The organism is Erwinia sp. E602 (assembly GCF_018141005.1).
GTDB lineage: Bacteria > Pseudomonadota > Gammaproteobacteria > Enterobacterales > Enterobacteriaceae > Erwinia.
Genome location: NZ_CP046582.1, coordinates 2,426,000 through 2,440,142 on the forward strand (window position 1 = coordinate 2,426,000; position 14,143 = coordinate 2,440,142).

General features: G+C 60.6%; 14 protein-coding genes. 7 read left to right on the forward strand and 7 right to left on the reverse strand.

Annotated elements, in window-relative coordinates; all coding sequences use genetic code 11:
- Positions 1-17 precede the first annotated feature (17 nt).
- Entirely contained in the window at positions 18-1,253 is a 1,236-nt protein-coding gene (gene pepT / locus GKQ23_RS12455) for a peptidase T (protein WP_212408373.1), read from the forward strand.
- Positions 1,254-1,288: 35 nt separating this feature from the next.
- On the opposite strand, the gene GKQ23_RS12460 is transcribed toward pepT, so the two are convergent.
- From GKQ23_RS12460 to GKQ23_RS12475, 4 genes are all read right to left on the reverse strand, one after another.
- Positions 1,289-1,657, reverse strand: coding sequence for a VOC family protein (locus GKQ23_RS12460; protein WP_056238106.1), 369 nt, complete (start codon positions 1,655-1,657; stop codon positions 1,289-1,291).
- Between the two features lie 57 nt (positions 1,658-1,714).
- Entirely contained in the window at positions 1,715-2,416 is a 702-nt protein-coding gene (locus tag GKQ23_RS12465; protein ID WP_212408374.1) for a YafY family protein, read from the reverse strand.
- A 110-nt stretch (positions 2,417-2,526) separates the two neighbouring features.
- Positions 2,527-3,300: a transporter substrate-binding domain-containing protein gene (locus GKQ23_RS12470; RefSeq protein ID WP_212408375.1), complete on the reverse strand. Its 774-nt coding sequence runs from the start codon at positions 3,298-3,300 to the stop codon at positions 2,527-2,529.
- Between the two features lie 24 nt (positions 3,301-3,324).
- Positions 3,325-4,494, reverse strand: coding sequence for a methionine aminotransferase (locus tag GKQ23_RS12475; RefSeq protein WP_212408376.1), 1,170 nt, complete (start codon positions 4,492-4,494; stop codon positions 3,325-3,327).
- 137 nt (positions 4,495-4,631) lie between these two features.
- On the opposite strand from GKQ23_RS12475, the gene GKQ23_RS12480 reads away from it, so the two are divergent.
- Complete coding sequence (locus GKQ23_RS12480) at positions 4,632-5,474, forward strand: LysR substrate-binding domain-containing protein (protein WP_212408377.1); 843 nt, start codon at positions 4,632-4,634, stop codon at positions 5,472-5,474.
- Here the strand turns inward: GKQ23_RS12480 and GKQ23_RS12485 are convergent.
- On the reverse strand, positions 5,466-7,010 hold the full coding sequence (locus tag GKQ23_RS12485) for a methyl-accepting chemotaxis protein (protein ID WP_212408378.1): 1,545 nt from the start codon (positions 7,008-7,010) through the stop codon (positions 5,466-5,468). The two genes, GKQ23_RS12480 and GKQ23_RS12485, sit on opposite strands and share 9 nt — an antisense overlap.
- Before the next feature lie 418 nt (positions 7,011-7,428).
- On the opposite strand from GKQ23_RS12485, the gene GKQ23_RS12490 reads away from it, so the two are divergent.
- On the forward strand, positions 7,429-7,863 hold the full coding sequence (locus tag GKQ23_RS12490; RefSeq protein ID WP_212408379.1) for a DoxX family protein: 435 nt from the start codon (positions 7,429-7,431) through the stop codon (positions 7,861-7,863).
- A 37-nt stretch (positions 7,864-7,900) separates the two neighbouring features.
- Here GKQ23_RS12490 and GKQ23_RS12495 read toward each other — a convergent pair whose 3' ends face one another.
- Complete coding sequence (locus tag GKQ23_RS12495) at positions 7,901-9,223, reverse strand: aromatic acid/H+ symport family MFS transporter (RefSeq protein WP_056238124.1); 1,323 nt, start codon at positions 9,221-9,223, stop codon at positions 7,901-7,903.
- 318 nt (positions 9,224-9,541) lie between these two features.
- Here GKQ23_RS12495 and GKQ23_RS12500 point away from each other — a divergent pair, with 318 nt between their 5' ends.
- Positions 9,542-10,465 carry a LysR substrate-binding domain-containing protein gene (locus tag GKQ23_RS12500; protein ID WP_056238126.1) on the forward strand — a complete coding sequence of 308 codons (924 nt, stop codon included), beginning with the start codon at positions 9,542-9,544 and terminating at the stop codon, positions 10,463-10,465.
- 15 nt (positions 10,466-10,480) lie between these two features.
- On the opposite strand, the gene smrA is transcribed toward GKQ23_RS12500, so the two are convergent.
- Positions 10,481-11,053 carry a DNA endonuclease SmrA gene (gene smrA, locus GKQ23_RS12505; protein WP_212411785.1) on the reverse strand — a complete coding sequence of 191 codons (573 nt, stop codon included), beginning with the start codon at positions 11,051-11,053 and terminating at the stop codon, positions 10,481-10,483.
- A gap of 428 nt (positions 11,054-11,481) precedes the next feature.
- Here smrA and GKQ23_RS12510 point away from each other — a divergent pair, with 428 nt between their 5' ends.
- The 3 genes from GKQ23_RS12510 to GKQ23_RS12520 all read left to right on the forward strand — a co-directional run bounded on the left by GKQ23_RS12510 (position 11,482) and on the right by GKQ23_RS12520 (position 14,083).
- Complete coding sequence (locus GKQ23_RS12510; RefSeq protein ID WP_056238130.1) at positions 11,482-12,237, forward strand: FNR family transcription factor; 756 nt, start codon at positions 11,482-11,484, stop codon at positions 12,235-12,237.
- Positions 12,238-12,352: 115 nt separating this feature from the next.
- Positions 12,353-13,303, forward strand: coding sequence for a universal stress protein UspE (gene uspE / locus GKQ23_RS12515; protein WP_212408380.1), 951 nt, complete (start codon positions 12,353-12,355; stop codon positions 13,301-13,303).
- Positions 13,304-13,627: 324 nt separating this feature from the next.
- Positions 13,628-14,083: a DUF2946 domain-containing protein gene (locus GKQ23_RS12520; RefSeq protein ID WP_162237201.1), complete on the forward strand. Its 456-nt coding sequence runs from the start codon at positions 13,628-13,630 to the stop codon at positions 14,081-14,083.
- Positions 14,084-14,143: the final 60 nt, after the last annotated feature.

The following is a 14,143-nucleotide window of genomic DNA, read 5'->3' on the forward strand; positions in this document are numbered from 1 at the left end:
ATCGATAAGGAATTGTGATGACTGTCTCACTGGAACGCCAGCTTACCGACCGTTTCTTCCGTTATCTGGCCGTCAGCAGCCAGAGTGACGCCACCGCCAGCGTGCTGCCGAGCACGCCGGAGCAGCACGATATGGCCCGGCTGCTGGCCGACGAGCTGCGCGCGCTGGGCCTGCAGCAGGTGGTGATCGATGAGTTCGCCACCGTCACCGCCGTGAAGCCCGGCAACCGTCCGGGGGCACCGCGCATCGGCTTTATCACTCATATCGACACCGTTGACGTCGGGCTGTCGCCGCACATTAAGCCGCAAAAGCTGCGCTTTGAGGGGCAGGATCTCTGCCTGAACGCGGAACAGGATATCTGGCTGCGTACCGCGCAGCACCCGGAAATCGCCCGCTATCAGGGGCAGGAGATTATCTTCAGCGACGGCACCAGCGTGCTGGGGGCAGATAACAAGGCGGCGGTCACGGTGGTGATGACGCTGCTGGAGAACCTGCGCGCGGATCAGCCGCACGGCGATATCGTGGTGGCCTTTGTGCCGGATGAGGAGATCGGCCTGCGCGGGGCCAAGGCGCTGGATCTGACCTCGCGTTTTAACGTCGATTTCGCCTATACCATCGACTGCTGCGAACTGGGGGAAGTGGTGTTTGAGAACTTTAACGCCGCGGCCGCCGAGATCCGCTTTACCGGCGTGGCGGCGCACCCGATGTCCGGTAAAGGGGTGCTGGTTAACCCGCTGCTGATGGCGTGGGATTTTATCGGCCACTTTGACCGCCAGCAGACGCCGGAGCACACCGAAGGCCGTGAAGGCTACACCTGGTTCAACGATATGCAGGCCGGTGCCAGCAGCGCGGTGTTGAAGGCATCAATTCGCGATTTTGACCTTGTCAGCTTCGCCGCACGCAAGCAGCAGATTGAGGCGGTGGCAGACAAAATTCGCCAGGCCAATCCAACCGGTCGCGTGGAAGTGAGCATCAGCGACACCTACAGCAACATCAGCAACGCGATCGGCGACGACCGCCGGCCGATTGATCTGATCTTCGCCGCAATGGCCGAACTGGACATTGAGCCGAAGGTGATCCCGATGCGCGGCGGCACCGACGGTGCCGCCCTGTCCGCCAAAGGGCTGCTGACGCCGAACTTCTTTACCGGCGCGCACAACTTCCACTCGCGCTTCGAGTTCCTGCCGCTGCCGTCGTTTGTGAAGTCGTATCAGCTGGCCGAGAAGATCTGCCTGCTGGCGGCACAGGCGTAATCCCCGGCTACCCGGACCCGCTGCCGGCCGCGCCTTTACTCTTCGTACACGTAAACGCGCAGCCGGTGGCCGTCGTCGTCAGCGGCGGTGAAGGTGTAACCGAAGTCCATGCTGACCGGCTGCTGCAGAATATTTATCCCCCACTGCTGCCACTGCTGATGGCAGCTATCCACCTCTTCGCGGCTGGCGGCGCTCAGCACCAGTTCCGACTGGCTGCTGCCCGGCGTGGCCGCCGGGCGCACGCCGTCCCGCCGCCACAGGCCCAGCCGCCCGCCGTCCGGCAGCACAAACATGGCGAAGGTGGCCGACTGCTCAACCGGCGGCAGGCCCAGCAGACGCTGATAGAACGCGGCGCTGGCCGCCGGATCGCTGACGTACAGGATGGTGAAGTTTAGTGCTTTCATGGTGCTCTCCCCGTTGGTTGATAGGCAGAGAGTACGCGGCGCCAGTGACAGTTTCCGTCAGTAGCCGAAGCCCTGCGCTTTAATGCCCTGCTGGCTGCGCCAGGTTTTCAGCAACGCGCTACGCGACTGGCGGTAGCGGCGCTGGGTGTAGGTAATCGCAGTGATGCGATCGAGGCGGAAGTGGCGAAAATCCCCGCGCAGTTCGCACCAGGCGATCAGCAGCTGCACGCTGTCGAAGTATCCGATCGCCAGCGGCCACAGCGTGCGCTGGCTGACCTCATCACGCAGATCCAGATAATCAATACGCACGATGCGCTGCTGTTCGATCGCCCGGCGCAGCTCCGGCGTTTCACCGCTGATCGGCACGCTGACGGCGGCCGGCCCGACCAGCAGCGGCGACAGCTCCAGCTGGCTTCTTAGCTCGTCCGGCAGCACCGCGGCAATCTTGCTCAGCGCCGAGTGGGCGGCACCGGCCAGCTCGTTATCGGCGCGGCTGCCGACCCAGCGTGAGCCGAGCACCAGGGCAGCGATCTCCGCCTGGCTGAACATCAGCGGCGGCAGGGTAAAACCGGGGCGCAGCACGTAGCCCAGCCCGGCTTCGCCGACGATATCGGCCCCCTGCTGTTGCAGCGTGGCGATATCACGATACAGGGTGCGGGTGCTGATGCTGAGTTGTTCAGCCAGCTGCTGCGCGGTCACCGGAAAGCGGTGGTTACGCAGAAGCTGCAGGATATCGAGCAGGCGCTGGGCGCGTGACATGATGGGGTGACCTTTAGAGAAAAATGGAAAGGGTGGCGATGGGCGGATAATAACGTAAAAAGGGGCCGACAGAGCGGCCCCGTGGGGTAAAAATGGTCTTCTCGGACGAATTATTTCACTGAAACGTCGATGCCAGGGAAGTACTTCGCGGCCAGTTTAGTGATGGTGCCGTCGTTCTGCACTTTGACGATCGCCTCATCCAGCGCGGCTTTCAGCTTAGTATCGTCCTTACGCAGGCCGTAACCGATGCCGCTGCCGAGGATCTTGTCGTCATCGACCGCCTGGCCGATAAAGCCGAAGCCTTTACCCTGCGGCTTGTCGAGGAAGCCGGACTGACCGGCGGCCGACATCACCAGCGTGCCGTCGAGGCGGCCGGCGACCATGTCGTTATAGACCTGGTTCTGATCCTGATAGGAGGTCACAGTCACCCCTTTCGGCTCCCAGTGCTGCTTGGCGTAGGTTTCCTGAATAGACCCCTGCAGCACGCCGATGTTTTTACCCTGCAGCCCTTCAGCCGTCGCCGCTTTTACCGCGCCGGTTTTACCGATCAGCATGCTTGGAATGCGATAGATCGGTTTGGTAAAACCGATGCTCTTCGCCCGCGCTTCGGTGATATTCATCGCGGAGTTGATAGCGTCAAACTTCTTCGCCGACAGCGCCGGGATCAGCGCGTCAAAGCTGCTCTCCACCCAGCTGCAGGTAAAGTTGCCCACCTTACAGATGGCGTTACCCAGCTCGATATCAAAGCCTTCCAGCTCACCCTGCGCGTTGCGGCTTTCAAACGGCGGATACTGTGATTCCACGCCGTAACGCAGATTTTCTGCCATCACCGACATGGAGGCCAGCAGACCGGCCACGACGCACAACGCATTGATTTTCTTCATTCACTTCCCCTCATGATGTTTATTTTAGCGAGGCTTAACCTGACACAGCGCGCGTGCGCCGGCCTTCAGGGTGGCTTCGTCTTTTGCGAAAGAGAGACGGATTAACTTATTGTCGGTGCCGTCGGTGTAAAACGCCGACAGCGGAATGGTTGCTACGCCGTAATCGACAATCAGACGTTTTACCATTTCAGCGTCGGTTTCGTCACTGAAATCCTTAAAACTGGCGAGCATAAAGAAGGAACCCGCCGACGGCAGCAGGGTAAACGGCGAATCCTGCAGCAGGCTGGCCAGCAGGTCGCGCTTGCGCTGATAGAACTCGCCCAGGCCGAGATAGTTTTCCGGCTGCTGCAGATAGTCGGCAAAGGCCACCTGCATCGGCGTATCGGCGGCGAACATCATAAACTGATGCACCTTAACCACCTCTTCCATCAGCGCCGCCGGGGCCAGCAGATAGCCGACGCGCCAGCCGGTGACGTGGAAGGTTTTACCGAACGAGCTGACGATCACGCTGCGCGCCGCCAGCTCCGGGTGGGTGGCCATACCGTGATGACGGCGGCCGTCGAACAGGATATGTTCGTAAACCTCGTCGGAGAGCACGATGATATCCGTGTTGCGCAGCATAAGCGCCAGCCGGTCCAGATCCGCAGCGCTCAGCACCTGCGAGCTGGGGTTGTGGGGCGTGTTAATAATGATCATCCGGGTGCGCGGCGTGATGGTGGCCGCCAGTTCGTCCCAGTTGATGCTGAAATCACCGGCCTGCAGCTTAAGGCCGATCGCCGTCGCCCCCTGCAGCCGCACCATCGGCGCATAGCTGTCAAACGCCGGTTCAAAGAAAATCACCTCGTCGCCGGGGTGCACCAGCCCGGCAATCGCCGCGAACAGCCCTTCGCTGGCGCTTGCGGTGACCAGCACTTCGCTGGCGGCGTCATAGCGCTGGCCGTAAAGGGTTTCCACCTTGTCTGCCAGCGCCGCGCGCAGCGGCGGGTAGCCGGTCATTGACGCATACTGGTTATGCCCCTGCTGCATCGCGCGGGTGACGCCGGCGACCAGCAGCGGGTCGCAGCTGAAGTCCGGCGCGCCCTGTGACAGGTTGATCGCGTTGTGCTGCGCGGAGAGCTGACCAATCACCGAAAAAATGGTGGTGCCGACATCAGGTAATTTAGAGCGCGGCTGCAGCGCAGATTTGAGGGCCATGGGAACTCCGGTTCGGGTAATTTACTGTGTAAGGGGGGTCAGCGACCGCTGTCCTATTCAACGTGGCGCACCTTGAGTGAACAAGCGATTTGTTGTCATAATAGCTATGACTTTTTCACATAGCTCAGAGGCCCTGCATGACCCAGCGTACGCTGCCGTTAAACGCCATTCACGCTTTCATCGTTACCGCCCGTCACCTGAACCTGACCCGGGCGGCGGCTGAGCTGTGCATTACCCAGGGCGCGGTCAGTCGCAAAATCAGTGCGCTGGAGGGGTGGCTGGGCTTTGCGCTGTTCGATCGCCACGCGCGCGGCCTGCACCTGACGCCGCAGGGCAGCAGCCTGCTGCCCGCGCTGCAGGCGGGCTATCAGCAGATGCTGGATGCTGCGCTGCAGGCCAGCCGCCAGCATGCCACCATCCGGCTACGCGCCCCCACCTGCGCTATGCGCTGGCTGGTGCCGCGGCTGGTTGCGCTGGAGAAGGCGCATCCGGAGCTGCACGTGGCGCTGACCACCACCGTCGATCACCGGCCAAGGCTGGAGAACTTCGACGCCGCGATAGTCTATGGCCATGAACCGGTGGGGAGGCTGTTGTTTGAAGAGGCGCTAATACCGGTGCTGGCACCCGGCCTGCTGCCTGCCGGGACGCAGGACGCTGCGGCGCTGACGGCGCTGACCTTTCTGCACCCCACCGCCGACCGCCGCGACTGGCAGCTGTGGCTGGCGGCGCAGGGGCAGCAGCTGGAGATGCGCCGCAGTCAGCACTTCGCTACCATGGATCTGGCGATCGCCGCGGCGATCCAGGGGTTTGGCGTCACGGTCGCCGACCAGACGCTGGTGGTGGATGACCTGGCGGCGCAGCGGCTGGTTGCCCCGCTGCCCCACCCGGTGAAGACCGGCGCGCTCTACAGCCTGATCCTGCGCCCGGAGGCTGGCGCGCCGCCGGGGCTGGATCGGCTGGTCAGCGGGCTGTCAGGCTGAGGCCGACAGGCGGAACCTGGCCACCGACTGCGACAGCGCTTCGGTCTGGCGCGCCAGCGAGCTGGCCGCCGCAGAAACTTTCTGCACCAGCGTGGCGTTCTGCTGGGTGACGGTGTCCATCTCCGCCACGGCGGTGCCGACCTGCGAGATACCTTTGCTTTGCTCCGCCGACGCACCGGCGATCTGCTGCATAATCGCCGTCACTTCGCCGACCGCGCGCAGGATCTCGTCCATGGTGTCGCCGGCCGCCGCCACCAGCGTTGAGCCGTTGTTGACCCGGCTGACCGAGTCGCCGATCAGCCCTTCAATCTCCTTCGCCGCGGCGGCGCTGCGCTGGGCGAGGTTACGCACCTCGCTGGCCACTACCGCAAAGCCGCGCCCCTGTTCGCCGGCGCGCGCCGCTTCTACCGCCGCGTTCAGCGCCAGAATATTGGTCTGGAAGGCGATGCTGTTAATCACCGACGTAATTTCAGCAATTTTCTTCGAGCTGCCGGCAATGCCCTGCATGGTGCTGACCACCTGACCGACCAGCACCCCGCCCTTGCCGGCGGTAGCGGACGCCGCTTCCGCCAGCTGACTGGCCTGATGCGCGTTGTCGGCGTTGAATTTCACCGTCGCGGTCAGCTGCTCCATGCTGGCGGCGGTCTCTTCCAGCGCCGCCGCCTGCTGCTCGGTGCGTGAGGAGAGGTCGTTATTGCCGCTGGAGATCTCCTCAGCCCCGCGCCAGATGCCGTCGGTGCCGCTACGAATGGCGCTGACCGCATCGCGCAGGCTGTCCTGCATCGCGCTCAGCAGCGGGACCAGCTGGCCGACGCAGTTGCGGCCCATATCCTCAACCGGCTGGCTGAGATCGCCGTCGGCAATCAGGCGGAACTGCTGACGGATGCGGTCCAGCGGACGCACCAGCATGCTGACCAGATAGCGATCGGTAAACAGCAGGATCAGCAGCCCGGCGGCCAGCGCCAGCGCCAGCACCAATTTGGTCATCAGCGTCAGCCGGTCGACGGTCACCCGGGTCTGATCGAGCTTGGCGGTGGCGGCGGCGTTGAACTGTTCAACGTGGCTGCCAAATTCCCGACTCAGCGCCGGGGTGACGCTACTGGCGTGCCGGCGAAACGCCTCACTGTTGCCCTGCGCCGCCAGCTGCATCTGCGGGTTCACGCCGCGATCGAGCAGCTGCTGCCAGCTGTTGATCACCGGTGTCACCAGTTCATCGCCCAGCGGGCCGGGCGCCTGCTGTTTAAATCGGACCAGCAGGCCGTTCATGTTATCCAGCGCCTTCTGCGCCGAGGCCAGCTCCTCCGGCTTACCGGAGTCGAGCGCGCGGGTCAGGCGGGTAATAAAGCGGAAATAGCGATCATTGCCCTGGCTTAGCGTGTTCATCTGGCTGACAAGCTCACGATCCAGCGCGTTGCCCTGCGCTAACTGATTAAGCGAGTAGATGCTGTAGCCGCCCACCGCGCCCCACAGCAGGCAGAACAGTCCGAGCACCCACAGCATGACTGCACGGATGGTGTAGTTTTTTAAAAATTGCATAGTGACTCCATAACCTGGTGAAACCGTTGAGATTTTAGTTTTTAGGGTATTCAACGTAGGTTATCGGCATATTTACGGCAAAGGTGAGCAGATAACACTATAGAAAGCGTACTGAATTGCCCGATTGTGCCAGGCGAAAGAACAGGATAAGCCGCTGTTGTGACAGATTATTCTTCTCTGAATGCGCTATTTAATCAGCAGATAACGTTATCTGTGACCGTAACAAAAGTATTTCTGATTGTTTCTGTACGGGCGTTTCTCCCCGCAGAGCGGCGCAGGTTGTTTAAAAAACCCTCCCGCCGGCGGTTTTGCAGATTATGCTGATAGCAGAGCCGTACCGCGGGCGGCAGGATCCCAGCGCCCAACGCGGCGCGTTTAGCGCGCCCGCCTCCCTTCTGCTATCTAAAAGGATGACCCGATGTTTACCTCAATCAATAACGGATTTTCCCGCTTCGCCGATGCCCCGGATTTTGGCAAACTGCTGCTGCGCGTCTCGCTCGGGGCGCTGCTGCTGTTCCACGGCTTCTTTAAAATGCAGCACGGCGTCGGCTGGATCGCGCGCCTGCTTGAGGGGCAAGGCCTGCCCGGGTTTATCGCTTACGGCGCCTATATCGGCGAGGTGCTGGCGCCGGCGATGATCGTGCTCGGCCTGCTGACCCGCCCGGCGGCGCTGGTGATTGCAATCAATCTGGTGGTGGCGACGCTGCTGGCGAAGAGCGGCGTGTTCTGGGATCGCACCGCCGTCGGTGCCTGGGCGCTGGAGGTGGAGGCGCTGTACCTGTTCGGCGCGCTGGCGGTGATGTTCCTCGGCGCCGGGCGCTATACGCTGGTGCGCGACGGTAGCCTGACCTGAGACGTGGCCTGCCCGCGCTCAGGCGGGCAGGCACGCGTTACTGCGGGTGCCAGGCGAAGCGGTATTTCGCCACCAGCATCAGGCTGGTCAGCACCGCCGGGATCGCCAGGAAAGAGAAGACGTCGGTAATATTCCAGCCCATTGACAGCATCTGCGCGCCGGCAAAGGCGCTGAGAATGGCACCGATGCGACCGATGCCGTGCATCCAGCTGGAGCCGGTAGCGCGGGCGCGGGTCGGATAGTAGCTGGCCGAGAGCGCATTCATGCCGGTGTTGGCGCCGTTGAGGCAGAAACCGCTGCAGAAGGCGATGGCGCTCAGCAGCCAGGCATCCGCCGGTGCGAAACCGATGCCTACCGTGGCAATGGCGCCGCTAAAGTAGATGGCGGCCAGCGCCAGGTTCGCGTTAAAGCGATCCATCATCCAGCCGGCAAACAGCGAGCCGACCGTGCCGCCCGCCTGATACATGGCGGTCACCAGCGCCGCCTGGGTCACCGTCATGCCGACATCTTTTACCAGCGACGGCAGCCAGCTGCCGATCAGGTAAACCAGAAACAGCCCCATAAAGTAGCTGCCCCACAGCATCAGGCTGCCAAAGCGGTACTGGCGCGACAGTACCAGCCGCACCGCGGCCTCTTTTACCTGCGGTTCGTTAAGCTCAAAGCGGCTGTCTTCCCGGGTGCTGCCCGGCCGCATCCGCTCGACGATCTGCCGTACCTGCGCAGCGGGAGCGTTGCGCGTCAGCATAAAACGCACCGACTCCGGCAGCCCGCGCATCAGCAGCGGCAGCAGCAGCAGCGGCAACACGCCGCCCATCACCAGCACCGAATGCCAGCCGTAATGCGGGATCAGCCAGGAGGCGGCAAAGCCGCCGCTGGCCGCGCCAAAGGTGAAGCCGCAGAACACCACGGTGATCAGAAACGCCCGTTTACGCTCCGGCGAATACTCCGCCACCAGCGTGCCGACGTTGGGCATCGCTGCGCCCAGCCCCAGCCCGGTCAAAAAGCGGAACAGCATCAGCTGGTCAAGATTTTGCGAAAAGGCGGTGGCCAGCGTCCACAGGCCAAAGAAGAACACGCTGCTGAGGATCATCACCCGACGGCCAAAGCGGTCGGCCAGCGGCCCGGCAAACATCGCCCCCAGCGCCAGCCCGATCAGCGCGGCGCTGATTACCAGCCCGAGCTGGTGGTTACTGACGCCCCAGGCGGTTTTCAACGCCGGAGCAATAAAGCCCATCAGCGCAATATCCATGCCGTCCATCGCCACAATGGCAAAGCTCAGGGCAATAATGCGTTTCTGATAACGGCTCAGGCCACCCTGGTTGATTAATCCACGGATATCGATCGCTGCGGTACGGTTCACTTCGCGCTCCCTGGCTGGTTGACTCCCTGCGGCATAGCGCGGGACCGGTAAAAATTGCTGGCTATCATAACGGATAGTAATGACGTTGACTCGTAAAAATGGGCAGTTTTTCGATAATGATTATCATTTCGGAGCATTGCACCGCAGCCCTGACGGGCGAAGAACGATAAGCTATACGCATATCCCGGCCGCTAAGAGGGAATAAAAGTAATAGATACGCCGGTATTTCCGCTAAATGTTAATTAATTTTTGCAATAAGGTTAACAAAACCCACAGGCAAGACTTGCCAGGGCCTCCTGCGGGTTACTACTCTGAGCTATGGACAAAAATTACGTTTTTAATCAGCGCATTCGCCTGCGCCACCTGCATACCTTCGTGGCCGTTGCCCAGCAAGGCACGCTGGGCCGTGCCGCCGAAACGCTGTCGCTCAGCCAGCCGGCGCTGTCAAAAACGCTTAACGAGCTGGAAGAGCTGACCGGCGTGCGGCTGTTCGAGCGCGGGCGGCTGGGTGCACAGCTGACCACCATGGGCGAACAGTTCCTTACTCACGCGGTGCGGGTACTGGACGCGCTGAACCATGCCGGGCAGAGTTTCCACCTGCCGCAGGCGCGCGATCCGGAGGTGCTGCGGGTCTGCGTGCTGACCACGGTGGCGCTGGGGATGCTGCCATCGATCCTCGAACGGTTTCACCAGCAGCAGCCGCAGACCATCGTGCAGGTTGCAACCCTGCACAATAACGTCCTGCTGGCCGGGCTGAAGGCCGGCGAATTTGACGTGGGTATTGGCCGCATGGCCGACCCCGGCCTGATGACCGGCCTGACCTATGAGCTGCTGTTCCTTGAGTCGATGCGGCTGGTGGTGCGCCCCGACCATCCGCTTTTAAGTGACAACGTCACGCTGTCGAAAGCGCTGTCATGGCCGGTGGTGATCTCCCCGGAAGGTACCGCCCCACGACGCGTTGCCGAGGCGATGCTTAAAGACCAGGGCTGCCGCCTGCCCGCCACGCTGGTCGAGACCTCAGCCACTTCCCTGGCGCGCCAGCTGGCCTTACGCGCCAGCTACGTCTGGTTTGTGCCCTCCGGCGCGATCAAGGACGACCTGCTGCACAATGCGCTGGCGGCGCTGCCGATCTCCTCGCACGGGCCGGGCGAACCGGTGGGCATCGTCACCCGCTCCGGCAAGCCGCTGAGCCTGAGTGCCGAAGTGTTTTTATCCACGGTACGTAAATCCCACTCCGGCTGAACGGAGGTGATTGCGCTAGCGGCTGCGTTTCGCATGGCGTTCGCGGTTCTCCTGGCGCGCCTGCTCGCTTTTACGCAGGCCGACGTAACAGGCACCGCTGCCGCCGTCCTGAGGCCGGGCGGCACAAAACGCCTGTACCGACTCAAACTGCGGCAGCCAGCGCATCAGATAGCTGCGCACGATATTGGCATGAGACCGATCGTGGCGGCCTTTACCGTGCACGATCAGCAGGTTGCGCCAGTTCTCCTGCTGCGCCTGGCCGATAAACAGATACAGCCGCTGGCGGCACTGTTCCACCGAAACCCCACGCAGATCGATACTGGCCTGCGGGGCATATTTCCCCAGCCAGAGTTTGTCAACCACGCCCTGCTGCATGCCGGCCGCCTGCCACGCGAGATCGGTGGTGCAGGGGACGATCTCCAGCAGTCCGCTGGTCAGCGGGTTATCGAGCTGCAGCTCCTGCTGGCGATCGCGGTCGGGCCTGGGGGCGGATACCGGCAGCCACAGCGTGCTGCCGCAGGTTTTCAGCGGGGTAACGTCACCCATCGCCTGTTGAAAAAGATCGTTGTCGTCATGATGGCAGGTCATCGCCTCTCCCCCGATGCTGTAGATTGCCGCCTGCGTAATGCGGGGGCGGATAAATTTTAGCATACGTCGTTAAAGGAAGATCTGACCGTCATCAGACCGGGCCAGCAACCGTCGCGTCGTCACCGCGACTGATTAGCAAACTTAAACTAAATTTATTTAAGGCAACCGTTGAATCCATTAAAATTGATTTAGATCAAGTTTACAGTTATTAACGAAGCAGAACCTCTACCCGGCTAATGCACGGAGATAATTTTTAGCGTATAGAGCGGCAAAGCACGATGAAGACTGGATTGTTACATGTGAATCACATAAAGAAACAATTTTCGCAACATACTTATATTTAATACCTTTTAACTGCTCAGATGAGTTTTCATCCGACCTGTAACAGGGTAAAATTGATTCCAGTCAATTATCATCGAGCGTAGATTATGATTCCCGAAAAGCGAATTATCAGCAGACGCGTACAATCCGGCGGTTGCGCCATTCACTGCCAGGATTGCAGTATCAGCCAGCTTTGCATCCCGTTCACACTTAACGAGCATGAGCTTGACCAGCTGGACAATATCATCGAGCGTAAAAAGCCGATCCAGAAGGGACAAACGCTGTTCAAGGCCGGTGACGAGCTGAAGTCGATCTACGCTATCCGTGCGGGCACCATTAAAAGCTACACCATCACCGAGCAGGGCGATGAACAGATTACCGGTTTCCATCTCGCCGGCGACCTGGTAGGCTTTGACGCCATCAGCGCTAACCAGCACCCGAGCTTTGCCCAGGCGCTGGAAACCGCGATGGTCTGCGAAATTCCCTTTGAAACGCTGGATGACCTGTCGGGAAAAATGCCCAACCTGCGCCAGCAGATCATGCGTCTGATGAGCGGCGAAATCAAAGGCGACCAGGAGATGATCCTGCTGCTGTCGAAAAAGAACGCCGAGGAGCGTCTGGCCGCCTTTATTTATGGCCTGTCACGCCGCTTCGGCCAGCGCGGTTTCTCGCAGCGCGAGTTCCGTCTGACCATGACCCGTGGTGATATCGGCAACTATCTTGGCCTGACGGTGGAAACCATCAGCCGCCTGCTCGGCCGCTTCCAGAAAAACGGTATGCTGGCGGTGAAAGGCAAATACATCACCATTGAAAATCATGAAATCCTCTCCCAGCTGGCCGGCCAGAGCCGCGCAATTGGCTGACCCTTTGCCGGGTTAATATTTGTTATTTTATTGATCCGGCAACAACTTTTCCGCTTTTTCCTTTGCCATGATTGGGCTATCTTTAAACGACATGCTCAGCGTAGGGGAACCCGTTATGGCTAACTATCAGAATATCCTTGTGGCGATCGACCCGCAGCAGGACGACCAGCCCGCATTGCGCCGTGCCGTCTATCTTAATCAACGGCTTGGCGGCAAAATCACCTGTTTTCTGCCGATTTACGACTTCTCCTATGAGATGACCACCCTGCTCTCCCCTGATGAACGCCAGACCATGCGCAAAGGGGTGATCGGTCAACGCACTGAGTGGATCCGCGAACAGGCGCAGGCTTATCTGGCCGCTGGGGTGCAGATCGACATTAAAGTGGTGTGGCACAACCGGCCGTTCGAAGCGATTATTCAGGAAGTGCTAAACCACCAGCATGACCTGGTGATTAAGATGGCCCACCAGCACGATCGCCTGCAGGCGGTGGTGTTCACCCCGACCGACTGGCATCTGTTGCGCAAGTGCCCGTGCCCGGTATGGATGGTGAAAGACCAGGCCTGGCCGGAAGGCGGCAAAGCCGTGGTGGCGGTTAATCTCGCGAGCGAAGAACCGCATCACGACCCGCTGAACGCCAAGCTGGTGCGCGAAACCCTCGACCTGGCGGAGCGGGTTAACCATACCGAAGTGCATCTGGTCGGGGCCTACCCGATTACGCCGATCAATATCGCCATTGAGCTTCCCGACTTCGACCCGAGCGTTTACAACGACGCCATCCGCGGCCAGCACCTGGTGGCGATGAAGGCGCTGCGGCAGTCGTACAGCATCGATGAGAAGTTTACCCACGTTGAAAAGGGTCTGCCGGAAGAGGTGATCCCGGCCGTCGCCGAGCATCTGGACGCCGGCGTGGTGGTGCTGGGCACCATCGGCCGCACCGGTTTTTCCGCTGCGTTTCTTGGCAATACCGCAGAGCAGGTGATCGATCACCTGCGCTGCGATCTGCTGGCGATTAAGCCCGATGGATTTATCTCGCCGGTGGCGCTGGATGACGATGAAGATGATTAAGCCCAGCGGCTTATTGTTGCCAGCCTGTTAAAATTAGCGCCGGATAAGCAGAATAAATCTGACTTCCGGCGCAATAATCACTTTTAATTAAATAAGGCTTTAAACTTCTGAAAGAAAATCGTTACACTTTAGCCCACCTGTAATACGCCATGATGGATCGCTGGTTTGTTGTTATCTTATCGTCTGACGCATAGCCGAATATCTGCCTTTATCGCCCTGCTGGCGATCGGGCTGCTGTTTATTGCGCCGGACATTTCCAGAATCCTCGAACAGCAAAGAATGTCCGCCTGGGGCGAAATGCGCATGCGGATGCATGAGATGACGATGCCGCAGGCTGGCATTAGCGCAACGGGCGAAAGCGAACTAGTATCGGGGCATAGCGCCATAACCGGCGAGCGCTCCAGCCATCACTCCACAGGCTCTGCAACGCCTGATAACGCAGCCGCAGCAGAAGGTCACCCTTCCGGGCACAGACATCATTCAGAGACGCCAGGGCAGCACGGCGCAGAGCCCGCGCACCAGGGACACACGACATCTGCTACTGAGACACGGGCTGGTACCGGGGCCGATTCGACCCACCCTCACCCGCGTGGTATGGATGAGTTCAGCTGCGGCTACTGTGAGCTACTGGCACACCTGCCGATACTGGTGTGGATCTTTATCCCGCTGCTGTGGCTGATCCTGCTGACCAGCCGCCTGCCGCCGCCACTCGCATTACCCCCTTACCCGCAATGCTGGTTCCCCGGCACTTCACAGCCGCGCGCGCCACCACACGCCTGATCGCTCCTCGTTTATCCTGCATTTGCCGGCTGACGCGGTAATAACATCGCGTCGCGAATA